Raw genomic sequence first — 22,285 nt, forward strand, 5'->3', positions numbered from 1 at the left:
ATGCAGCATCACTGGCCGGGGGTGGTCTTGACCCAGAGGTTGCCGCGCTCATGCGTCATGCGGAACGTGAAGCCATCGACCTTCCAGCCGGCGGCAGAACGGGTCAGATGATGCTCATAGGTGCCCCAGACCTCCCAAAGCGGATCGCCATTGCCTTCCATCTGGTTCCAGGCATAGCCGTTGGAAAGGACGGTCGCAGTCTCGGCCTCGATGACGACCTGATGATTGGTGCGCAGATGCAAGCTTGTCTTGCTACCCCTAAGGTTGCCAGCCCAGGCGCCGATCAGATCGTCGGAGGCGATGTTGGCCGCAGGCTGCCCGGATAGGCTGCTGAAATCGGCGGTAACCCGATCCGCGAAATAGCTGCGGGCGACACTCCAATCCTGCGCATCGACAGCGCGGTCGATGGCATCGGCGATGCGGATGACTGCCCGCTCGTCGGCGAGCGCCTGCCAGTCGTATGGTTCTGCCCCGCCGGCATCAACCGGCGCCAGCGCCATGCCTGCCGCGAAAGTGACGTGCTTCAACGCGTTCATGTCTTTCCTCCTTCGTGCATCAGCCTGCCGCCGATGTGTTGGCGAGAATGTGGACCTGCGTCTTGGCATCGATAAGATTGCATTGTTCGCAAAGACCATGCGATATTGCTCATGAATGGATCGAGACCTGCTCACGTGCGCGCGAACAACGGCTGACCGATGCGCTCTTCCACCAGCCGCACCGCGTGACTGACCGCGGAAGGACTCATGCCGAGTTCGGCCGCCGCAAGCGCGAAGCCGCCGCGCCGCGCAACGGCAACGATTACCGGCAGATGCGCGGAAGGCCGTCCCTTGATACTGCGGATCCGATCCATCCGCTCCGCGATATCCCGAAGGGCAGGGGCAGCCGTCTCCACCAAGGCCTTGCCCGCTTCAGTCAGCGAAACGCTGCGCGTCGGCCTGCTCAAGATCAATGTTTCCAACATCGCCATCCCTCTGGCGCTGACGCTTGTGGTCGCGGCGATGGCCGAGCGCTATCCTGACGTCACGGTAGAGTTGTTCACCGACCAAAGCCTCGTCGATATCGTCGAGGAAGGCTTCGACGCTGGCATCCGACTGGGCGAGATGATCGCGCAGGACATGATCACGGTCCGGCTAACGCCGCCATTTCATGCCGTGATCGTTGCTTCCCCCGCCTATATTGGGCTGCATGGCCGTCCGCGCGACGTGGCCGATCTCGCGAACCACAACTGCATTGGCTACCGGCTCATTCGCTCCGGTGCACTCTATCGTTGGGACTTGAGCGAAGGCGGCAAGGATGTCGTGGTGGAGACGCGTGGGACTGCTATCGTCACGGATTCGCTCGCGGCGATCGACCTTGCACTTGCAGGGGTCGGACTCGCCTATGTGTTCGAGCCGCTGGTGCGTGCGGATCTCGCCGCCGGCCGTCTCGTTCAGATCCTGCCGCAGACGGCGATCGAGGAGCCGGGATTGTTTCTCTATTTCCCGCGCCGGGCAGCGATGGCCCCCAAACTCAGGGCCTTCATCGACACCGCAAACGAAATCGGCCGGGCATCCCTGCGGACACCCGGCCAAAAAACCTCATCAAAAGGATAGATCGCCCGCAGGCAATCTTACTTCTTGACCGCCGCTGCGACTTCCGCCGCGAAATCGGTCTCTTCCTTCTCGATGCCCTCACCCAGTGCGAATCGCAGATAGGCGGTGATCGTGGCCGGCGCCCCGATGTCCTTCTCGGCATCCTTCAGCGCCTTCTCGACAGTGATGTCGGGATTGAGCACGAAAGCCTGCTTGAGAAGCACGACCTCTTCATAGAACTTGCGCAGACGGCCCTCGACCATCTTCTCGATGATCGCTTCCGGCTTGCCGGACTGGCGCGCCTGGTCGGCGAAGATCGCCTTCTCGCGCTCGACGGCCGCCGGATCGATCTGCTCCGCGGTCAGCGCCATCGGATTGGTGGCGGCGACATGCATGGCGACCTGACGGGCGAAGGCGTTGGCTGCCTGCGCATTGCCGGTGGTTTCGATCGCGACCAGCACGCCGAGCTTGCCAAGGCCATCGGCAACCGCGTTGTGGACGTAGGTAGCAACAGCGCCGTGCTCGACGGTGAGCTTGGCGGAGCGGCGGAAGCTGATGTTCTCGCCGATCGTGCCGACGGCGTCCTTGATCACTTCGGTGACGGACTTGTCGCTGCCTGGATATTTGGCGGCCGCGACCACCTCGGTCTTGCCGCCATAGGCGAGCGCGACCTTGGCGACGTTGCGCACGAGTTCTTGGAACTGCTCGTTGCGGGCAACGAAGTCGGTCTCGGAGTTGACTTCGACGACGGCAGCTTCACGGACGCCGGAATCGACGCCGATCAGGCCCTCGGCCGCGGTACGGCCGGCCTTCTTGTCGGCCTTCGAAATGCCCTTCTTGCGCAGCCAGTCGATGGCCTCTTCCATGTTGCCGTTGGTCTCGTTCAACGCCGCCTTGCAATCCATCATGCCCGCGCCGGTCAAGTCGCGGAGTTCTTTGACCTGTGCAGCCGAAATGCTCATTGTCGCCTCTTTGTCTAGAATGCACCGACGCACCATCGAACCTCGATGATGCGTCTGTTTAGCGTGCCAAAATATGAGAAAGATGAAGGCCGCAACCGGCCTCCGATTGTCAAGCTTCGGGAGCTTCCGATGCCGGGGCCGGATCGAGCGCGGGCTCGACAGGAGCTTCGACCGAAGCGCCGATGTCGACGCCGAGCGCGCCCTGCTGACGGGCGATGCCGTCGATCGCAGCCTTGGCGATCAGATCGCAATAGAGCTGGATGGCGCGCGCCGCGTCGTCATTGCCGGGGATCGGGAAGTCGATCTTGTCCGGATCGCAGTTCGAATCGATGATGGCGACGACCGGGATGCCGAGACGCTTGGCCTCGAGGATGGCGATCGCTTCCTTGTTGGTGTCGATCACGAACATCAGGTCGGGGGTCGAGCCCATGTCCTTGATGCCGCCCAGCGCCTTGTCGAGCTTCTCGCGCTCGCGGTCGAGGTTGAGGCGCTCCTTCTTGGTCAGGCCCTGGGCCTCGCCGGCCAGCATCTCGTCGAGCTTGCGCAGGCGCTGGATCGAGTTCGAGATCGTCTTCCAGTTGGTCAGCATGCCGCCGAGCCAACGCGAATTGACATAGTACTGCGCCGAGCGCTGTGCCGCGTCGGCGACGATGTCGGACGCCTGGCGCTTGGTGCCGACGAACAGCACGCGGCCGCCCTTGGCAACGGTGTCGGAAACCTGCTTCAGCGCCTGGTGCAGCAAAGGCACCGTCTGCGAGAGGTCGATGATGTGGATGTTGTTGCGGGCGCCATAGATGTAGGGCGCCATCTTCGGGTTCCAGCGGTGGGTCTGGTGGCCGAAGTGAATGCCAGCTTCCAAAAGCTGGCGCATGCTGAAATCAGGCAGAGCCATTCTTATTTCCTTTCCGGTTAGCCTCCACGGACACAGGCATTTTTGGACTTTGTCCTCGAACGCCACCGGAGGTTTCAGCCGGATTTCTCCCGGGCAGACACCAAAGTCCGTGTGTGGAATGAGCGCGCATATAGAGGGGATGCGCGACAAACGCAAGCCGTGTGCCGTTTCACCGCTCAGCGTGCGGCAATCAGCGCTCCGGTGCCGATCATGGCGCTGCCGGCAAACCTGTTCATCAGCCGCATGCGTCTCGGCGTCCTGAACCAGCCCGAAGCCCGCCCGGCAAGTGCAGCATAGAGACCCATGGTGATGATGTTGACGCTGATCACGACCGCGACCACCAGCAGGCCGTCGGCAAGGGTCATGGTGTTGAGGTTCAAGATCAGCGGCATGATCGAGGCATGGAACAGGATCGCCTTCGGATTGCCCAGCGCAATGGATGCGCCGAGGAAGAACGATCGTGACAATCTCGCCTGCGACGCCTGCGGTTCATCCGATTGCGTGGCGGCAGCGCGCCACATCCTGATGCCGAGAAAGACCAGATAGGCAGCGCCCGCATATTTCAGCAGCAGAAAAACCCATTCGAAAGTCTGGGCCAACGCCACCAGTCCGAGCAGCGCCAGGGTGACCAGCACGGCATCGCCGGCGGCGACGCCAACTCCGGCCATGAACGCACGCAGGAACCCGCGCGATACGCCATTGGTGATGACCGCGAACATCGCCGGTCCTGGCGTTGCGGCTGCAAGCGTGATCGCGGCGCAATAAGCCAGAAATGCCGTTGGTGTCATCGCCGAACCTTTCCGTTGGGCACCCGCACCCGCCGGAAGATCGCGACGATCTCCTCGCGGCTGCATTCGATGGCGCCAAGCCGCACCGCGCGGTCGCGCTCGAAGCCGGTTATGTCATAATGCGGCGCCGATGTCTTGGGCGGCCCCTGGTAGGATGAGCGCTTGATACCGAGTTGTGCGGCAAAGCGATGCAACTCATCGGTATCGTCGGCCATCAGATGGCACCAGCGATGGCCGGCCCAGTTCCAGATCGCTGCGTCGACATAGACTGCCATAAAACTTGCTGTCTGCCTTCCATTCTTCGCAACCGCCATTCTTAGCAACCAATTGGCGGCCGGCCACATGGCCGGTCTGGATGTCAGCGACGATAGAATGGATTCGGATAGAAAATGAAGCCGCCATTGGCAGCAAGCCCGGCCACGGCGCTGGTCACCGTGTCCTGCATGCGACGATGCAGCTCGGCAACCGCATCGCTGATCGAACCGGCATACTCATGCAGGCCAATGGCCTCCGGCACCCGGATGTGGGCGCAACGCGGACCGGCCGGCTGCGGAATGAACCGGTTCATCGTGTCGCGCAGTCCGCCTCGGCAATAGTCTTTGCGGATACGCTTCAGGTGCTCGGCGAGCTCCTCCTGGGTGATACGCGGGTTGGCCGAGGCCCAGGATCCGACGCGTTGCAGCCTCTGAACCGTGTCGGCCAATGTCCGAACCTTTTTTTGCCCTTCGGCATCGCCGGTGTTTTCGCGCTGCCAGCGACGTGCTCGCCGCAGAAGTTCGGTGGTGTCGGTGACGGCGGCATCGACCGCGATGCTCTCACCGAGCCGGCGACCGAGTTCAGCGACCAATATCTGCTGGCGATCGGCATAGGACGCGCCTTCGCCCGATGGGACACCCCAGACGGCCTCGTCGCGGGCCAGCAGCGTCGAATAGACATGGTGGACGCGCTGCGGCAGCGTATCGGTCGCCTGGCGTTCTACTTTCAGGCTTTTCTCGACATAGGCGCATTCCTGCACCAGCGCCGCTTCGACATTCCCGGTGAAGGCCAGTTTCCAGACGACGGGAGCGATCCAGACCTTGAAATCGGGATTCGCCGCGCGGCCACGTTTCAAGGCTTCCAACCCCATCTCGACCGCGCCTGGCAGCAACGGCGCCACGATGTTGGCATGCCAGCCGACGCCGCCTTCGGGATGCAGCAGCACGCCATGGCCCTTCAATGCCCAGGCGATGGAATGTTCCTTGGCTGCCCCGCTGTTGCCGGGGATCTGGGCGATCAGATTGTTGGCCAGCCAGAATTTCTGCATCAGCCGGCCAAGGCCGTTGACGACACCGTTCGTCGCCCACGACGCGGCAAGCGGGCTGACCTGCGACACGATTTCCTTGTCGATCATCCAGTCGGTGAAGAACTCGGGATGATTGGGCGTGATGAAGGTCGCCTTCCCCGCCCCGCAACTGGCCCTCAGCCGCTCGAGATCGGCGCGGGGAAAGTCGATGTGACGGACATTGGCGACGCCACGCAACCCGGCCACGCGGTTGAACGGCAAGAGGTCGCGCAAGCCCGGTATGCCCCGCAGCATGACGATCCGATTGACCGATGTCATGATGTTGATCAGCGCCGCATTGGGCCGCGGCGCCACGAAGACATCGATCCTGCTCAAATTGCTCCCCTTTGCGCCTGGACGCTGGGAGAAAGTTGAAAGGTGATTGCGGCGCGTTCAAGTCATTCGCCGCGACAACACCATGTCGTGGTTAATCGAACGGCAGCGACAGCACTATTTCGACACTGGGCAAGGCTTCGTCTGGTCGAACAGCGAAAGATTGACCAGCTTGCCCGTCATCGAGAAGTCGCCATAGTCCATGACGAGATCGCGGGTGATGCCGTTCTCATGCAGCTTGAAGCTGATCCGGTATTCCGGCACCTCTTCGCCTGTCTTGTTGGTGTCGTCGAAATAGGCGATGTCGACCGGCCAGTATTTGTCGGTGGCAAGCTTCGCCAGTGCCGGAGCCTCCGGATCGGCCTTGTCGGCATTGGTTTTCTTGCCGACGACAACGGTGGTGGTCATCACCTTGTTGGCGTCCTCTGAACCGTCGAAGAGATTGGTTTCGTAAAAATTCTCGCCCTTCTCGGCCTTGCCGATCAGTTCGACCAGATGCTGGGTCGGAAACTGGGTCGCGGCCAGTTCGAGGCTGTTCTTTTCGGGCTTGTCGATATCGACCTTCAGCCCCTTGGTCTCTTTCGTGGCGACGCCCTTGACCTCCTTGTCGAGGTTCTGGTCGACGAAGGATTTCGTCACGAACGAAAAGGTCTTGCCTTCGGCATCTTCGAACGTGGTCGTCTGCTGGTCCGTCAGCCTCGTGTTATCAGTGGTGGCGATCTGGGTGACGAAGCGGAACTTCACCGTATAGCCCTCGCAGGCCGAGCCGTTGAACTCATAGACCATGCGGCCGGATATGCCTGTGATGCCGGACTGATCGGAAGCCTTCTTGAGGGTGAGGTCGTAAACGGCGCGATGGGCTTGCAGCGCCGGCACGGCAAAGGCAGGGCCTATCGAGAAGACCGCCGACAACAGAACGGCAGGGATTGCAAGGCGCGCTGCGCGCATGAGGTACTCCGATCGTCGCGGCTGATGGCAGGCCGCAGGGAAAGATGGTCCAGCTTAAAAAAAGTCGTGGCGGAAGCGAGGCAAAAATAGCAATTTCGGCCCGGCCAGCGCGGCCAGTCCAAGCAATAGGGAAATACCATGAGTGAAACAATCGAAAAGCGGCTAAGCGATCTGGGCGTGACGCTTCCCGTCGCTGCCGCGCCCGCCGCCAACTATGTGCCGTATAGCAGGACCGGCAACCTGCTGTTCACCGCCGGGCAGTTGCCGCTTAGGGATGGCAAGCTGCAGGCGAGCGGCCTGCTTGGCCGCGACGTCGACACCGCGACCGGCAAGGATGCGGCGAAGTACTGCGCGATCAACATCCTGGCGCAGGCCAAGGCCGCACTCGGCGACCTCGAGAAGATTCGCCGTCTTGTGAAGATCACCGTCTTCGTCGCTTCGACACCGGATTTTGTCGAGCAGCATCTGGTTGCCAACGGCGCCTCCGATTTCCTGGTTGCAGCCCTTGGCGAGCGCGGCAAGCATGCCCGCTCCGCCGTCGGCACCGCCTCCCTGCCGCTTAATGCCGCAGTGGAAATCGAAGCGATCTTCGAAGTCGAGTGAGCCAGGGGACAACCATGACCGACCTCTCCTGGCTGACCGCCCGGCCCGTCGCCCATCGCGGCTTCCACGACATGAACAAGACGCGCTGGGAAAACACGCTTTCCGCCTTCACTGCTGCCGCCGAGCGCGGCTACGCCATCGAATGCGACGTGCACCTGTCGTCGGACGGCGTTCCCGTGATCATCCATGACGATGACCTGCGAAGGCTGACCGGTCAGGACGGTTTCGCCTGGCAACGCAGCGCGGCGGAGCTCACGACGCTCAAGATCGGTGGCACATCGGATCATCTGCCGACGCTGCAGGAAGCGCTCGACCTGGTCGATGGCCGTGTGCCGATGGTCGTGGAGTTGAAAGGGATCCCGGGTCGCGATGAAGGCCTCGTGGCGAGCGTCGGCAAGATGCTCAAACGTTACAAGGGCAACGCGGCGATCATGTCTTTCGACCACTGGCTGATCCGCGATTTTGCCAAACACGCGCCCGGCATTCCGGCCGGACTGACCGCCTACGGCAAGGACGTCAAGCTGATCGAGGCACATTTCGCCATGCTGGCGCACGAGCTCGCCTTCACCTCCTATGCCGCCGGCGACCTGCCGAACCGGTTCGTCAGTTTTGTGCGTGAAAAACTGAAAATGCCGGTCATCACCTGGACGGTGCATGACCAGCCCGCAGTGGACCTGACCTATAGATATGCCGACCAGATGACGTTCGAAGGGTTCGAACCCGACCTGGTCAAAGTCGCCTGAGGCCGGGTGTCTGAAACGTGACTTGTACCAGACCGGACGGAGCTTAAATAAGCCTCATGCATCAGGGCGACGACGGCGATGGGCAGACGGCGAATGCGGACTATTTGATCCGCGTCGCCGCTGGCATCGGCGCTTTCACGCCGGAGGAGTGGAACAGTCTCGGTGGGACCACGCGCGGCGACACGGAAAACGGCTACAACCCACTCGTTTCATTCGCTTTTCTGAGCGCGCTCGAAGAGTCCGGCTGCGCCGTGCGGCGCACCGGCTGGCAAGGCCATCATTTGCGGCTGGAGACCGCGCAAGGCAGGCTGCTCGGCGCGGTGCCGTGCTATCTCAAATCGCACAGCCAGGGCGAATATGTGTTCGATCACGGCTGGTCGGATGCCTTCGAGCGCGCCGGCGGGCGCTACTACCCCAAACTGCAATGCGCGGTACCGTTCACGCCCGTCACCGGCCCTCGCCTGCTGGTCACGAAGGGCGAGGATATCGGCACCGTCAAGGCCGGGCTGGCGGCGGGCCTGAAGGCGGTCACGCAAAAACTCGGTGTCTCTTCCGCGCATGTCACCTTCGCGCAAGAGAGTGACGTGGAGGTTCTGGAAGCGGCAGGGTTCCTGCATCGCACCGACCAGCAATTTCATTTCTTCAACGAAGGCTTTTCAAGCTACGACGACTTCCTCGCCACCCTTGCCTCGCGCAAGCGCAAGGCGATGAAGAAGGAAAGGCGCGAGGCGCTGGCCAACGGCATTTCGATCGATCGGCTGACCGGCAAGGACCTCACCGAAAAGGCCTGGGACGACTTCTTCGCCTTCTACATGGACACCGGCAGCCGCAAATGGGGCCGGCCCTATCTCAACCGAAAATTCTTCTCGCTGATCGGCGAACGCATGGCCGACGACATCCTGCTGGTGATGGCCAGGCGCAACGGGCGCTATATTGCCGGCGCCATCAATTTCATCGGCTCCGACGCCCTCTATGGCCGCAACTGGGGCTGCGTCGAGGACCATCCCTTCCTGCATTTCGAGGTCTGCTACCATCAGGCGATCGACTTCGCCATCGAGCGCAAGCTGAAAGTGGTCGAGGCAGGCGCGCAGGGCGAGCACAAGCTGGCGCGCGGCTACCAGCCGGTGACCATGCATTCCGCGCACTACATTGCGCACCCCGGCTTGCGCAACGCCGTTGCCGACTATCTCAAGCGTGAGCGGCACGAGGTGGAGCGGATGAGCGAATACCTGGAAGAGCACACCCCGTTCCGCAAGGATCTGGAGGAGTAGCGACCAGGCTGCCCTGATAGACAGGGCCGATGATCGTCTTGCCGACTTTCGACGGCTTCGCTACACGAAAGGCACAATCCGGAGCGTTCGCCATGGCTGAAACCGCCTATGACACCGACAACATCTTCGCAAAGATCCTGCGCGGCGAAATCCCCTCGCATCGCGTCTACGAGGACGAGGCGGTCGTGGCCTTCATGGATGTGATGCCGCAGGGGCCGGGCCATACGCTGGTGGTGCCGAAGGCGCCGTCGCGCAACCTGCTCGACGCCGATCCATCAACATTCGGCCCGCTTTTCACGGTCGTTCAGAAAGTGGCGCGGGCCGTCAAACAAGGCTTCGGCGCCGACGGCGTCACCATCATGCAGTTCAATGAGCCGGCCTCCGGGCAGACCGTCTATCATCTGCATGTGCATGTCATCCCGCGCTTCGACGGCATCCCGCTGAAGCCGCACACGGGCGGGATGGAGAAGCCGGACGTGCTGGCCGGGAACGCCGAAAAGATACGGGCGGCGCTGCAGAGCTGAGGCCGCACGTCGCTTTACGACCCGCAAAAAACTCTTCCAATGAAAAAAAGCCCCGTTTCCGGGGCTTTTTCGACTTTCATAGGGGTCAGTTCTTTCTGGGCAATTGCGGCACGAGGCTGCGCTTGCCGCCGTCCTTGCCCTTGGCTTCGGGCTTCTGCGCCACCAGCTTCTTGGCGGCGGGCTTTTTCGCCACGACCTTTGTCGGCTTCGGCGTTTCTTCCGGCTCTTCCTTCTTCGGCTTCACCGGCGCCTCGTCGGCGAGCGATTCGAGCTTCAGCCCGGTCTCGCCGGTTTCCTTCTTCTCGACGGTGACGCGCACCGTGCCGCCCTTCTTGAGCTTGCCGAAAAGCACCTCGTCGGCCAACGGCTTCTTGATGTGCTCCTGGATGACCCGGCCGAGCGGCCGCGCGCCCATGCGTTCGTCATAGCCCTTGTCGGCGAGCCAGGAGATGGCTTCCGGCGACAGGTCGAAGGTGACGCCGCGCTCGGAAAGCTGGGCCTCGAGCTGCATGACGAACTTCTGCACCACCTGATGGATAACCGGCACCGGCAACGAACCGAACGGGATGATCGCATCGAGACGGTTGCGGAATTCCGGCGTGAACAGCCGGTTGATCGCCTCGACATCGTCGCCTTCGCGCTTGGTCGAGCCGAAGCCGATTGCCGCGCGCTGCGCATCCGACGCACCCGCATTGGTGGTCATGATCAGGATCACATTGCGGAAGTCGATCTGCTTGCCGTTGTGGTCGGTCAGCTTGCCGTGGTCCATCACCTGCAACAGGATGTTGAACAGATCCGGATGCGCCTTCTCGACTTCGTCCAGCAGCAACACGCAGTGCGGATGCTGGTCGACGCCGTCGGTCAACAGACCGCCCTGGTCGAAGCCGACATAGCCGGGAGGGGCGCCGATCAGCCGCGAGACGGTGTGGCGTTCCATGTATTCCGACATGTCGAAGCGGATCAGCTCGACGCCGAGCGATGCAGCCAATTGCTTGGCCACTTCGGTCTTGCCGACGCCGGTCGGACCCGAGAACAGGTAGGAGCCGATCGGCTTCTCCGGTTCGCGCAGGCCGGCACGTGCCAGCTTGATCGCCGAGGTCAGCGCGCTGATGGCCGTGTCCTGGCCATAGACGACACGCTTCAACTCGATATCGAGGCCCTGCAGCACCTTCTCGTCGTCGGCCGAAACCGTCTTCGGCGGGATGCGGGCCATGGTGGCGATCGTCGCTTCGATCTCCTTGATGCCGATCGTCTTCTTGCGCTTGGCTTCCGGCACCAGCATCTGCGAGGCGCCGGTCTCGTCGATCACGTCGATCGCCTTGTCCGGCAGCTTGCGGTCGTTGATGTAGCGCGCCGACAGCTCCACCGAGGCCTTGATCGCCTCGTTGGTGAACTTCACCTTGTGGAACTCCTCATAGTAGGGCTTGAGGCCCTTCATGATCTCGATGGCGTCCTCGATGGTCGGCTCGTTGACGTCGATCTTCTGGAAGCGCCGCACCAGGGCACGATCCTTCTCGAAGAACTGGCGGAATTCCTTGTAGGTGGTCGAGCCGATGCAGCGGATCGCACCCGACGACAAGGCAGGCTTCAACAGGTTCGACGCGTCCATGGCGCCGCCCGAAGTCGCTCCTGCCCCGATCACCGTATGGATCTCGTCGATGAACAGCACGGCACCCGGATAATCCTCGAGCTCCTTGACGACCTGCTTCAGCCGTTCCTCGAAATCGCCGCGATAGCGCGTGCCGGCGAGCAGCGTGCCCATGTCGAGCGCGAAGATGGTGGCGTTGTGCAGCACTTCGGGAACGTCGCCCTCGACGATGCGCTTGGCGAGGCCCTCGGCGATCGCCGTCTTGCCGACGCCGGGATCACCGACGTAGAGCGGGTTGTTCTTGGAGCGGCGGCACAGCACCTGGATGGTGCGGTTGATCTCCAACTCGCGGCCGATCAGCGGGTCGATCTTGCCGGCCTTGGCCTTGTTGTTGAGGTTGACGCAATAAGCGGTCAGCGCGTCCTGCTGCTGCTTCTTCTTGCCGCCTTCCTCTTGCGGCTCGGCACCGTTCTGGCCGCCCTGCTCATCATCGGCGCCGCGCGGCGAGCGTGTCTCCGACGCGCCCGGACGCTTGGCAATGCCGTGCGAGATGTAGTTGACCGCGTCGTAGCGGGTCATCTGCTGTTCCTGCAGGAAATAGGCGGCATGGCTCTCGCGCTCGGCGAAGATGGCGACGAGCACGTTGGCGCCCGACACCTCCTCGCGGCCCGACGACTGCACATGGATCACCGCGCGCTGGATGACGCGCTGGAAGCCGGCGGTCGGCTTGGAGTCCTCGTCGTAGCCGGTGACCAGATTGTCGAGCTCGGTGTCGATATAGGTGAGAACCGTGTGCTTCAGCTCTTCGAGGTCGACATTGCAGGCGCGCATGACAGCGGCCGCCTCGGTGTCGTCGATGAGCGCGAGCAGCAAATGTTCAAGGGTTGCATATTCATGGTGCCGCTCATTGGCGAGCGTCAGCGCCTGGTGAAGCGCCTTTTCCAGGCCTTGGGAGAAAGCCGGCATGTTACCTCACTTCTTCTCCATCACGCATTGCAGCGGATGCTGATTCTGTCGGGCGAAATCCATGACCTGAGACACTTTGGTCTCGGCCACCTCGAATGTATAGACCCCGCACTCGCCCACTCCATGATTGTGAACATGGAGCATGATGCGTGTGGCGGCTTCGCGGTCCTTCTGGAAAAAACGCTCCAGCACGTGAACCACGAACTCCATGGGCGTGTAGTCGTCGTTGAGGATGAGGACCCGGTAGAGGCTGGGCTTCTTGGTCTTTGTTTTGGTGCGCGTGATGACGGCGGTCCCACGGCCGGCCCCATTGCCGTCGCCGTCGCCGTTTTGCATCCGCGCCACGCGTCCCGTGGCAGTCAAACCGATCGTCACGTATTCCTGCCTCTTTCGAATCCTCATGCACGTTCGACATGTAGGTCTTCGATGGACGATTTTAAGCCCTTCTGTTTAGCTGACAATATGGCTAGGTGACCAAACTTGGCCGATTTTCGCAATCGTGAAGCGGCGCGAGGCCACCAAGCGGAAATTGACATGAAAAAACCCGGCCGCATTTCCGCGACCGGGTTTTATCCCGGGCCCAAAGGGCCAGATCTGGATCAGTTCAGGCGAAATTACTTCGCCTTGGCAACGATCGATTCGAACGGCTTGTAGGCTTCCTTGGCGAGTTCGGCATAGAGATCGCCAATCTTGGTGGCCTCGGCGACGAACGCCTCGTAGGACTGCTTGGTGTAGTCGGACTGGATCTCGATCGCCTTTTCCAGCGACTTGGCCGAAAACATCTTCTCGACGGCGGCGCTGCCGGCCTCAAAGCTCTTCTTGGTGTATTCGCCAGCCTCGGTGGCGATCGCCTGCGCGCCCTTGGAGAGCGAAGCGAAGCTCTTCAATCCGGTGTCGGCAAACTCTTTGCCGTATTTGCTGAAGTCCTCATAGGTCTGGGTCATTTCACGCATTCCCTTGGGTTGAAGCGTCCTTCTTCGGGGCGCTCTTGTGCAATGCACGCTAATATATTGTGCGCCGCACAAAAGTCAATATTTCACCTGCGCGCGGGGCCGCCTGCGCAGGCAATGGCTAAAAATCAAATAAAGTGAGTTTCAAGCCCGAAGAAAATGGTGAACGCGGCGGTTACCATAAACGGATTGGTAACGCTGCCCCGCTAGCTTGGCCGCAAGTGAGGCAGAACCCTTTGCCGCCTCCAACGCAACGAAGAATTCAAGGGAAGTACCAGTGCGTAAGGCGTTGTTGGGCATCGTTTCCAAATCCACCTCCCCCCTCAAAGCGGTCATGATCCTCGCCTTGGCGTTGACATTCGCCTGCGGTGACGTCGCCTCGTCATTTGCGGCGCGGCCGGCGGCCATCGTCATCGACGCCAAGACCGGCAAGGTGCTCTACTCGGCGGATGCCGATGGCAGGCGCTATCCGGCTTCGCTGACCAAGATGATGACGCTTTACCTGACCTTCGAGGCGCTGACGAAGGGCAAGATCAGCAGGAATTCGCAAGTTGTGTTTTCGGCCAACGCCGCGGCCGAGCCGCCGACGAAACTCGGCGTGAAGGCAGGCGGTTCGGTCACGGTCGAAACCGCGATCCTGTCGATGGTCACCAAGTCGGCGAACGACTCGGCGACCGCGCTGGGCGAAATGCTCGGCGGCAATGAAACCAATTTCGCCCGCATGATGACAGCCAAGGCGCGGGCGCTCGGCATGAACGGCACCGTTTTCCGCAACGCCAACGGCCTGCCCAATCCCGGCCAGTTCACCACCGCGCGCGATATGGCGACGCTCGGCATCGCTCTGCGGGAACATTTCCCCCAGTACTACGGCTATTTCTCGCAGCGCTCCTTTCTCTATGGGCGTCAGCGCATCAACGGTCACAACCGGCTGCTGGGACGCATCAAGGGCGTCGACGGCATCAAGACCGGCTACACCCGCGCCTCCGGCTTCAACCTCGTCTCGTCGGTTTCCGACGGCAATCGCCGCATCGTCGGCGTGGTCATGGGCGGCACGTCGGGCGGTAGCCGCGACAACCAGATGGCCACGTTGATCAACACCTATATGCCGCGGGCATCGACTCGCGGCGGTGGCGATCTGGTCGCCAAGGCCGGCGGCGGCAACCCGGTCACCGCCCTTGCCAAGGTGTTGTTGCCCAAGCACGACGCGCCGACGCCGGACGACAAGCCAGTGGTGGCGCAGGACGATGCGACCCAAGACGATGCCACCGTTGCCGAGGACGCCACTGTCGCGGAAGACAGCACCGCGCAGAGCGAAGAGGCTGCCCCCGTCGTCAAGACCAAGAAGGTCAAGACCGTTATCGTATCGGCGCCACAGGTTGCAACAGCCCAGGTCGTGGCGGCCTATACCGAACCGACGCCGACGGTCGACCCTGTCAACACGGCGTCGACCGCGTCGGTGCCATCAGGCTGGGCCATCCAGGTCGCCTCGTCGCCGAAGCAGTCGGAAGCCCAGGCCTTCCTCGACAAGACCACCAAGCAGGCGCCCAAAGTGCTGGCCGACGCGTCCGGCTTCACCGTCGCCTTCGACAAGGACGGCGTCACCTACTACCGCGCCCGTTTCGGTGGCTTTGGTTCGAGGACCGCCGCCTGGAAGGCCTGCACCGCTTTGAAGAAGAAGAACATCGAGTGCTACGCCGTCCAGCAGTAGGACGGCGTGGAACAATCTCCCGGAAAAATTCTGCGTCGAAGGAGAACTAGTTGTGATTGGAGAGCAAGACGTCCTTGGCTTCGTTGATTCGCGCCGCCAGGAAAGACGTACCGCCGACATCGGGGTGCAGGCGCTGCATCAGGCGGCGGTGCGCCTTGCGGACATCCGCCGCGGCGGCCCCCGCTTCAAGACCAAGGACCTTGTAGGCCTCCTCCTTAGTCATGGCGCCCGGACCTGGCGCAACACCCAGCCCTTCGCCACCGTTCGTCTCAGCGTTTTTGCGCCAGACGGGAAATCTGCCGTCAAGATACGTCTCTAGCAACTGCCGGCTCTCCGGATCGCTAGAGAGTTCGCGGTAGAGATGCTGTATTTCAGCCAGCCCCATCGCGCCAAGCATCTTGCCTTCGTGGCGGCCAGCCAGCACAAGTCCTTCGAGGCCGCCCGTATCGTGATCGAGTTCCATTTCGAGCGCTGCCGTCCGCACGGTTGACCGTTTTCCGGGCGCCGGCCTCGTATCCGGCCGGCTGGCGCGCATGGCGCCGTACCATGCAATTGCCGCGAACAGGATGATGCCGCCGATCCCATCACGCCCGACCAGAAGCACGGCGCCGCCCACCAGCGCCAGCAGCATCGGCCCCAGCGTTGTCATTCCGCTTGCCAGCCTGGCCGGATCGGCGCGCAAGAACGCCGTGGCCACGCTCAGCAGCACCAGAACCAATGCGACCAGAACGATAATTGCGCCTAACATTTCCCACCGCCCCGCGGATCCCTTGTCGCTTCGGACAGCCGCGCGAATTCCCTAGACACTTTTTCTGCTTCCCAAGACACTTTTTCTGCGCCGAAATGATGACCTTTCCCGCACCGCATGGCAGCAAGGCCATACGGTCGGGCCCAGCCAGCGACACCGTCAGGCTCGTCCGGCGCAACAATGGCCTTTGTCGATCCCGGCAGGTTCTCGTCGCTCATGAATTTCAAGATGTGGCGTTGTCGCGTCGCTTGCAAGTCCAGTACGGCGCAAGATTGAGGGCCAGCAGGCTGCTGCAACCAGCGCAGACAAGCGCTCCCGCGTGACGACCTAAAGCAAGCCGAGATCGGCAAGCTCGCGCCTGAGCTTCGGCGGCATCTCGATCAGCCCGGCGTTGCCCTTGCCGAGATCGGCCGGCGCGTCCGACGGTTTCAGATAGCGCCAGCCCTGAAAGGCCCGGCGCGGCTGCCAGTCGGTGCGCACGACTTGCGGGTCGAGAATCAGATGGCAACGGCCGATGCCTTCGTCGTCGGTGAATGGCCGGATCTCGGTGATCAGCTGGCGGCATTGCACAATGCCCTTGATCACCCAGTAGAGCGAACCGCCATCGGTGACCTCCGCGCCGCGCGTCGGCATCATGCGCGTGGTGTGATAGTGCTCGATCGGTTCGCCGGCGCGCCGCCGCTCGTCGAGGCGGAAGGCGATCCACTCTTCGAGATCCTCGACGCTGTCGCAGCCGACACAGAGTTTTAGCAGGTTGAGAGACATCGCTTAAGGTTTAGACCCGTGTGCGGATGCGTCAACGGCCTGATCGACTTCTCCACAGTGCCAGCACTCAGATACCAGGCCTGGTCTCTCAGCACTCCACGACATTGACGGCCAGTCCGCCAAGGCTGGTTTCCTTGTATTTTTCGTTCATGTCGAGGCCGGTCTGGCGCATGGTCTCGATCGCCGCATCGAGCGGCACGAAATGGATGCCGTCGCCCTTGATGGCCAGTGAAGCGGCCGTCACCGCCTTGACCGCGCCGAGCGCATTGCGCTCGATGCACGGCACCTGAACCAGCCCGCCGACCGGATCGCAGGTCATGCCGAGATGGTGTTCGAGCGCGATCTCGGCGGCGTTCTCGACCTGTTCGGGGGTGCCGCCCATGACCGCGCACAGGCCGGCCGCGGCCATCGCCGACGCCGACCCGACCTCGCCCTGACAGCCGACCTCGGCGCCCGAGATCGAGGCGTTGGTCTTGATGATGCCGCCGACGGCAGCCGCCGTCAGCAGGAAATCGCGAATGCTCGGCTGATCGGCCTCGGGATGGAAATGCAGCCAGTAGCGCAGCACTGCTGGCAATGTGCCGGCAGCGCCATTGGTCGGCGCGGTGACGACGCGGCCGCCGGCGGCATTTTCCTCGTTGACCGCCATGGCGTAGATCGACAGCCAGTCATTGGCGAGCAAAGGATTGGGCTTGTTCTGCTGCCACTGCTCCTGCAGCTTGTCATGCAGCATGCGCGCGCGCCGGCGCACCTTCAGCCCGCCCGGCATGATGCCGTCCTGCGACAGGCCGCGATCGATGCAGCCCTTCATGGCGCTCCAGATGCCGTCGAGGCCGGCGTCGAGCGCCTCGCGCGACATTTGCGTCTCTTCGTTGACGCGCTTCATGTCGGCGATGGAAAGCCCGCTTTTGCCGGCCATGGCCAGCATCTCGACGGCGTTCTTGAAGGGATAGGGCACCTTCTTGCCCTCGGTCGTCACCGAGCCCTTGGCCTTCATCCGCTGCAGCTCTTCGTCCGAAACCACGAAGCCGCCGCCGATCGAATAGTAGATGCGCTTGAGCAGCAGGCGGCCGCCGGCATCATAGGCGTAGAATGCCATGCCGTTGGCGTGGCCGGTGAGCGGTGTTTTCCTGTCCAGCACCAGATCGGTGGCCGGGTCGAAGCGATAGGATGGATGGCCGGGAGGCGAGAGCCGTTTTTCGCTCGAAATGCGCGCGGCGATGCCGTCGGCCTGATCTGGATCGACTGTCTGTGGCGTCAGGCCGGCAAGGCCGAGGATGACGGCGCGATCCGAGCCATGGCCAATGCCGGTATAGGCGAGCGAGCCGTGCAGGCTGGCGCCAACGCGGTCCACCTGGGCGCCGGCGGGGCGCGGCCAATCACCACTGAGGATTTCCTCCAGGAAGCGGGCAGCCGCGGTCATCGGCCCCATCGTGTGCGAACTCGACGGGCCGATGCCGATCTTGAACAGGTCGAAAACCGAAAGGAACACGCGCTGTCGTCTCCGGGAGAGAGATCAAGGACTACATATAGGAACTGCGCTGATGTTTCCGCTCTTTTGGAAATCGCGGCGCAGCACCTGCCGACCTTGTTTGCTCCCGCAGCGACATTGATTGTCGATCGCTCCATGGCGAACATCGAAGCGCTCGCCCTGAATGTGATAAATTCTGCCCATGGGCGATTCCCTCCATCTTTCGACAGCCGATCTCGCGGCGTTGGCGTTCTTCCTCGTCGCATGGCTGGCGCACACGCTCGCCTCCGACGGCAAGCTGGTCAGCCGCGTATCGCTGACGACGGCGATGAATGCGCAACGCGAGGCCTGGATGCGGACCATGGCCGAACGCGAAATCCGCATCGTCGACACCGCCATCATGAGCGGCCTGCAACAGGGAACCGCCTTTTTCGCCTCCAGTTCGCTGATTGCGATTGGCGGCTGCTTTGCCTTGCTCGGCGCGTCCGACCGGGTTCTTGAAGTGCTCAGCGACCTGCCCCTGGGCGGCGCCCCGTCGCGCGCGGCCTTTCAGATAAAGGTGTTCGGATTGGTGCTGATCCTGGCGTTTTCCTTCTTCAAATTCGGCTGGGCCTACCGGCTGTTCAACTATTGCACGATCCTGATCGGCGCCGTGCCGATCCCGCATGGCGAAGCCTCGCGCAATCCGGTCACCGAAACGGCGGTCTGGCGTGCGGCGCGGATGAACATGCTCGCCGGCAAGCATTTCAATTCCGGCCTGCGCGGCGTGTTCTTCTCGATCGGCTATCTCGGCTGGTTCGTCGACCCGACGGTGTTCGTGCTGTCGACGCTGTTGCTGCTGGCGGTGCTGGTGCGGCGCCAATTCTTCTCGGCGGCTAGGCAGGCGGTGATCGGTCAGCCGCCAGGCCCTGGAAAGGGCCGGTCGATCCGGCCCGGCAGCCAGTAGGCGAAAAGCCCTGTCCATTCTTTGGCCGCCACCGTGGTCGTTTCCAGCGCGTCGAGCGGATTGTCGGCAAACAAGCTGACGCCTTCCTTGCCGGAAGTGCGATAGTCGACCGGCCAGGGAACGGTTGGGAAACCGGCCTTGTCGAAGAGCGCTTTGGCGCGCGGCATATGGAAGGCCGATGTTACCAAGAGCCATGTTTCGCCAGGTTTTGGCGACACTAGCTCCCTGGTGAAGACGGCATTCTCGTAAGTATTGCGGGACTTGTTTTCCAGGATCAGCCGATCGGCTGCCACCCCAAGCGCTGTCAGAAGACGCTGGGCCGTGGCGGCATCGCCCTCGCCTTCGAGAATGAGTTCCCCGGCACCGCCTGAAACCACCACCTTCGCGTCGGGATAGCGTCGAGCCAACACCGCCGTCTCGACAAAACGATCACCGGCGGCGCTCAACTCATAGCCGCCTCGCGCCAAATTGATCCGCCCTTCCATGCCGCCGCCAAGCACGACAATGCCAGCAACATGGTCCGGTGCTAACGGACGTGGAAAGCGCTCTTCCAGAGGACCGATGATCATCGCCCCGAGCGACGTCCAGGCCGAAAGTGCGAGGATGAGGAACGCCAGCACGCTGCCGGTGGCAGCCAGCCGCCGTCGGCCGATCATTGCGGCAAGCAGCCCGGCCAGCAGCAAGAAAATAGCCAGGTTGAGCGGCTGGATGAAGAACCAGAAGATCTTGGAAAGATAGAAGAACATCGCTCACCCCATTACAGCGCCGCGCGTTCTTGGACGCGCAAAGGACGCTGTAACACTTTGATTTTGCGCATGATAAATCGATTCCGATTTTCGGGGTCATGCGCTAGACGAGCGACATCCTTACCACCACTTTTCCGGCTGAAATGTGCCGGCGGCCTGCTCGATAACGGCAGCGGTCTGAAACAGGGTTTCCTCATCGAACGGCCGGCCGATCAGCTGCAGGCCGAGCGGCAGGCCCTTGGCGTCGAGCCCGGCGGGCACAGAGATGCCCGGCAGGCCGGCCATGTTCACGGTGACGGTGAAGATGTCGTTCAGGTACATCTTGACCGGATCGGCGGCCATGTCCTCGTCCGCGATGCCGAAGGCGGCGGACGGCGTCGCCGGGGTCAGGATGACATCGACGCCGGCGGCGAAGACACTCTCAAAGTCGCGCTTGATCAGATTGCGCACCTTCTGCGCCTGCAGATAGTAGGCGTCATAGTAGCCGGCCGACAGCACGTAGGTGCCGATCATGATGCGGCGCTTGACCTCGCGGCCGAAACCGGCGGCGCGGGTCTTCTCATACATATCGACGATGTCCTTGCCCGGCACGCGCAGCCCGTAGCGGACGCCATCGTAGCGGGCAAGGTTGGATGAAGCCTCGGCGGGCGCCACGATGTAGTAGGCCGGCAGCGCGTATTTGGTGTGCGGCAGGGAAATGTCGACGATCTCGGCGCCGGCGTCCTTCAGCCAGGCAATGCCCTTCTGCCACAGCGCCTCGATCTCTTCGGGCATGCCGTCGACGCGGTATTCCTTGGGAATGCCGACCTTCATGCCCTTGATCGGCTTGCCGATCGCCGCCTCATAGTCCGGCACCGGCCGGTCGACCGAGGTCGTGTCCTTCGGATCGACGGAGGCCATCGACTTCAACAGGATCGCGGCATCACGCACGTCGCGGGCGATCGGCCCGGCCTGGTCGAGCGACGAGGCGAAGGCGACGATGCCCCAGCGCGAGCAGCGGCCATAGGTCGGCTTGATGCCGACGGTGCCGGTGAAGGCGGCCGGCTGGCGGATCGAGCCGCCAGTATCCGTCGCGGTCGCGCCGGCGCACAGGAAGGCCGAGACCGCGGTCGCCGATCCGCCGGAAGAACCGCCCGGCACCAGCTGCGCATTGTCCAGGCTGCGCGCGGTCTTGGTGCCGCCGGCCGAGACGAAGCCGCCGTCGCCCTGATGCGTTGTCGGCATCACCACCGTGTCGAGGCGCGAGCGCCGCCACGGGTTGATGACCGGGCCGTAGTAGGACGTCTCGTTGGACGAGCCCATGGCGAACTCGTCCATGTTGAGCTTGCCCAGCATGACCGCGCCATCGGCCCAAAGATTGGCGGTAACGGTCGATTCGTAGCGCGGCTTGAACCCATCGAGCACATGGCTGCAGGCCTGGGTATGGACGCCTTCGGTGCCGAAGAGGTCCTTGATGCCGAGCGGGATGCCTTCCAGCGCACCGCCCTCGCCCTTCGCCAGCTTTGCGTCGGAAGCCTTGGCCATGTCGCGCGCCTTGTCGCCAGTGACCGCGACATAGGCATTGAGCGCCGGATTGGCGCGATCGATGGCCGCGAGATAGGCCTCGGTGATCTCGGCCGCGGTGATGTCCTTGCCGCGCAGCTTGGCGCGGGCCTGCGAGATCGTCAGCTGGGTCAGGTCGCTCATCAAAGGCTCTTTTCGTAAAACACCGACCACTCGGAATCGGGATAATCCAGCACCGGGCCGCAGCGCGAAAACCCGGCGCGTTCGTAGACGGCCCACGCCGCCGGATGACGATCGCCCGTCTCCAGCACCAGGCGCTTCAGCCCCTCGTTGCGCGCCAGCGCCTCGACCCGCTCGACGATCATCGCGCCAATCTTGCGGCCGCGATGCGAGGGCCGCGTGTACATGCGCTTGACCTCGCCGATGGCAACGTCATGGCGCTTCAGCGCGCCGCAGCCGATGGCTAGGCCGTCGTCGCGAGCGATGAAGACGGTCGTGTCATCGCCAGCCATCTGCTCGACCGTCAAATGGTAGCAGTGCTCAGGTGGCGTCAGCTCGAGCAGCGTTTCATTGAGTTCCTCGACCAGTCCGCGCACATCGTCCTGCAGCGGCGTTTCAATGGCGATCTCGATGGCCATCGGCGCGCTACTCCACGACCTTCGGCACGAGGAAGAAATTCTCTTCGGTCGCCGGTGCATTGGCGACGATGTCGGCCGCCTTGTTGCCGTCGGTGACGATGTCCTGGCGCTTTTTCATGCCCATCGGCGTTACCGAGGTCATCGGCTCGACGCCGGAAACGTCGACCTCGTTCAACTGCTCGACGAAGCCCAAAATGGCGTTCAGCTCGCCGGTCATGCGTTCGGCATCTTCCTCGCTCACCGCAATGCGGGCGAGACGCGCGACGCGCTTCACTGTCTTGACATCAACGGACATGTTTT

General features: G+C 62.5%; 23 protein-coding genes and 2 pseudogenes. 7 read left to right on the forward strand and 18 right to left on the reverse strand.

Annotation, left to right across the window (positions count from 1 at the left end):
* Positions 1–8 precede the first annotated feature (8 nt).
* Both BPNPMPFG_RS05060 and BPNPMPFG_RS43105 read right to left on the reverse strand, forming a co-directional pair.
* Entirely contained in the window at positions 9–536 is a 528-nt protein-coding gene (locus BPNPMPFG_RS05060) for a nuclear transport factor 2 family protein (RefSeq protein WP_258593603.1), read from the reverse strand.
* Between the two features lie 113 nt (positions 537–649).
* Positions 650–850, reverse strand: a pseudogene (locus BPNPMPFG_RS43105) (helix-turn-helix domain-containing protein); the annotation flags it as partial.
* Positions 851–926: 76 nt separating this feature from the next.
* Here BPNPMPFG_RS43105 and BPNPMPFG_RS05070 point away from each other — a divergent pair.
* Positions 927–1,592: pseudogene (locus BPNPMPFG_RS05070) on the forward strand (LysR substrate-binding domain-containing protein); the annotation flags it as partial.
* A 17-nt stretch (positions 1,593–1,609) separates the two neighbouring features.
* Here the strand turns inward: BPNPMPFG_RS05070 and tsf are convergent.
* From tsf to BPNPMPFG_RS05100, 6 genes are all read right to left on the reverse strand, one after another.
* Entirely contained in the window at positions 1,610–2,533 is a 924-nt protein-coding gene (gene tsf / locus BPNPMPFG_RS05075; RefSeq protein ID WP_258593605.1) for a translation elongation factor Ts, read from the reverse strand.
* 109 nt (positions 2,534–2,642) lie between these two features.
* Complete coding sequence (rpsB, locus tag BPNPMPFG_RS05080; protein ID WP_023777441.1) at positions 2,643–3,425, reverse strand: 30S ribosomal protein S2; 783 nt, start codon at positions 3,423–3,425, stop codon at positions 2,643–2,645.
* Between the two features lie 176 nt (positions 3,426–3,601).
* On the reverse strand, positions 3,602–4,213 hold the full coding sequence (locus BPNPMPFG_RS05085) for a LysE family translocator (RefSeq protein ID WP_258593613.1): 612 nt from the start codon (positions 4,211–4,213) through the stop codon (positions 3,602–3,604).
* Positions 4,210–4,488: a DUF4031 domain-containing protein gene (locus BPNPMPFG_RS05090; RefSeq protein WP_258593614.1), complete on the reverse strand. Its 279-nt coding sequence runs from the start codon at positions 4,486–4,488 to the stop codon at positions 4,210–4,212. The genes BPNPMPFG_RS05085 and BPNPMPFG_RS05090 overlap by 4 nt, the downstream gene beginning before the upstream one ends.
* An 83-nt stretch (positions 4,489–4,571) precedes the next feature.
* On the reverse strand, positions 4,572–5,870 hold the full coding sequence (locus tag BPNPMPFG_RS05095) for a lysophospholipid acyltransferase family protein (protein WP_258593616.1): 1,299 nt from the start codon (positions 5,868–5,870) through the stop codon (positions 4,572–4,574).
* A gap of 114 nt (positions 5,871–5,984) precedes the next feature.
* Positions 5,985–6,815 (reverse strand): cell envelope integrity EipB family protein, encoded by an 831-nt coding sequence (locus tag BPNPMPFG_RS05100; RefSeq protein WP_258593618.1) that lies wholly within the window; start codon positions 6,813–6,815, stop codon positions 5,985–5,987.
* A 138-nt stretch (positions 6,816–6,953) separates the two neighbouring features.
* Here BPNPMPFG_RS05100 and BPNPMPFG_RS05105 point away from each other — a divergent pair, with 138 nt between their 5' ends.
* The 4 genes from BPNPMPFG_RS05105 (at position 6,954) to BPNPMPFG_RS05120 (ending at position 9,956) form a co-directional block, all read left to right on the forward strand.
* Entirely contained in the window at positions 6,954–7,418 is a 465-nt protein-coding gene (locus BPNPMPFG_RS05105) for a RidA family protein (protein WP_258593620.1), read from the forward strand.
* 14 nt (positions 7,419–7,432) lie between these two features.
* Complete coding sequence (locus BPNPMPFG_RS05110; RefSeq protein WP_258593624.1) at positions 7,433–8,161, forward strand: glycerophosphodiester phosphodiesterase; 729 nt, start codon at positions 7,433–7,435, stop codon at positions 8,159–8,161.
* Positions 8,162–8,217: 56 nt separating this feature from the next.
* A complete protein-coding gene (locus tag BPNPMPFG_RS05115; RefSeq protein ID WP_258593625.1) occupies positions 8,218–9,432 on the forward strand; it encodes a GNAT family N-acetyltransferase in 1,215 nt (404 codons plus the stop codon).
* A 92-nt stretch (positions 9,433–9,524) separates the two neighbouring features.
* Positions 9,525–9,956 carry an HIT family protein gene (locus BPNPMPFG_RS05120; RefSeq protein ID WP_258593626.1) on the forward strand — a complete coding sequence of 144 codons (432 nt, stop codon included), beginning with the start codon at positions 9,525–9,527 and terminating at the stop codon, positions 9,954–9,956.
* A gap of 85 nt (positions 9,957–10,041) precedes the next feature.
* Here the strand turns inward: BPNPMPFG_RS05120 and clpA are convergent, their stop codons facing one another.
* From clpA to BPNPMPFG_RS05135, 3 genes are all read right to left on the reverse strand, one after another.
* Positions 10,042–12,510, reverse strand: coding sequence for an ATP-dependent Clp protease ATP-binding subunit ClpA (gene clpA / locus BPNPMPFG_RS05125; protein WP_258593627.1), 2,469 nt, complete (start codon positions 12,508–12,510; stop codon positions 10,042–10,044).
* Positions 12,511–12,516: 6 nt separating this feature from the next.
* Entirely contained in the window at positions 12,517–12,846 is a 330-nt protein-coding gene (clpS, locus tag BPNPMPFG_RS05130; protein WP_167508540.1) for an ATP-dependent Clp protease adapter ClpS, read from the reverse strand.
* A gap of 278 nt (positions 12,847–13,124) precedes the next feature.
* Positions 13,125–13,454, reverse strand: coding sequence for a phasin family protein (locus BPNPMPFG_RS05135; RefSeq protein ID WP_258593629.1), 330 nt, complete (start codon positions 13,452–13,454; stop codon positions 13,125–13,127).
* Positions 13,455–13,737: 283 nt separating this feature from the next.
* On the opposite strand from BPNPMPFG_RS05135, the gene BPNPMPFG_RS05140 reads away from it, so the two are divergent.
* The gene (locus tag BPNPMPFG_RS05140; RefSeq protein WP_258593630.1) at positions 13,738–15,168 is read left to right on the forward strand and encodes an SPOR domain-containing protein; all 1,431 of its coding nucleotides are present in this window, start codon (positions 13,738–13,740) and stop codon (positions 15,166–15,168) included.
* Between the two features lie 46 nt (positions 15,169–15,214).
* Here the strand turns inward: BPNPMPFG_RS05140 and BPNPMPFG_RS05145 are convergent, their stop codons facing one another.
* The 3 genes from BPNPMPFG_RS05145 to BPNPMPFG_RS05155 form a co-directional block, all read right to left on the reverse strand.
* A complete protein-coding gene (locus tag BPNPMPFG_RS05145) occupies positions 15,215–15,916 on the reverse strand; it encodes a DnaJ domain-containing protein (protein WP_258593632.1) in 702 nt (233 codons plus the stop codon).
* Between the two features lie 327 nt (positions 15,917–16,243).
* Positions 16,244–16,681 carry a DUF1489 family protein gene (locus BPNPMPFG_RS05150; RefSeq protein ID WP_258593634.1) on the reverse strand — a complete coding sequence of 146 codons (438 nt, stop codon included), beginning with the start codon at positions 16,679–16,681 and terminating at the stop codon, positions 16,244–16,246.
* A gap of 88 nt (positions 16,682–16,769) precedes the next feature.
* Positions 16,770–18,173: an L-serine ammonia-lyase gene (locus tag BPNPMPFG_RS05155; protein ID WP_258593635.1), complete on the reverse strand. Its 1,404-nt coding sequence runs from the start codon at positions 18,171–18,173 to the stop codon at positions 16,770–16,772.
* A gap of 181 nt (positions 18,174–18,354) precedes the next feature.
* On the opposite strand from BPNPMPFG_RS05155, the gene BPNPMPFG_RS05160 reads away from it, so the two are divergent.
* The gene (locus BPNPMPFG_RS05160) at positions 18,355–19,098 is read left to right on the forward strand and encodes a DUF599 domain-containing protein (RefSeq protein WP_258593637.1); all 744 of its coding nucleotides are present in this window, start codon (positions 18,355–18,357) and stop codon (positions 19,096–19,098) included.
* Here BPNPMPFG_RS05160 and BPNPMPFG_RS05165 read toward each other — a convergent pair.
* The 4 genes from BPNPMPFG_RS05165 to gatC form a co-directional block, all read right to left on the reverse strand.
* Positions 19,047–19,844 (reverse strand): YdcF family protein, encoded by a 798-nt coding sequence (locus BPNPMPFG_RS05165; RefSeq protein ID WP_258593638.1) that lies wholly within the window; start codon positions 19,842–19,844, stop codon positions 19,047–19,049. The genes BPNPMPFG_RS05160 and BPNPMPFG_RS05165 overlap by 52 nt on opposite strands.
* A gap of 120 nt (positions 19,845–19,964) precedes the next feature.
* Positions 19,965–21,530, reverse strand: a complete 1,566-nt coding sequence (locus BPNPMPFG_RS05170; protein WP_258593640.1) for an amidase — start codon at positions 21,528–21,530, stop codon at positions 19,965–19,967.
* Positions 21,530–21,985 carry a GNAT family N-acetyltransferase gene (locus BPNPMPFG_RS05175; RefSeq protein ID WP_258593645.1) on the reverse strand — a complete coding sequence of 152 codons (456 nt, stop codon included), beginning with the start codon at positions 21,983–21,985 and terminating at the stop codon, positions 21,530–21,532. The genes BPNPMPFG_RS05170 and BPNPMPFG_RS05175 overlap by 1 nt, the downstream gene beginning before the upstream one ends.
* Positions 21,986–21,992: 7 nt before the next feature.
* Positions 21,993–22,280: an Asp-tRNA(Asn)/Glu-tRNA(Gln) amidotransferase subunit GatC gene (gene gatC, locus BPNPMPFG_RS05180; protein ID WP_258593649.1), complete on the reverse strand. Its 288-nt coding sequence runs from the start codon at positions 22,278–22,280 to the stop codon at positions 21,993–21,995.
* Positions 22,281–22,285 lie beyond the last annotated feature (5 nt).

Origin of the sequence: Mesorhizobium sp. AR07 (assembly GCF_024746815.1) — a bacterium.
Lineage (GTDB): Bacteria > Pseudomonadota > Alphaproteobacteria > Rhizobiales > Rhizobiaceae > Mesorhizobium.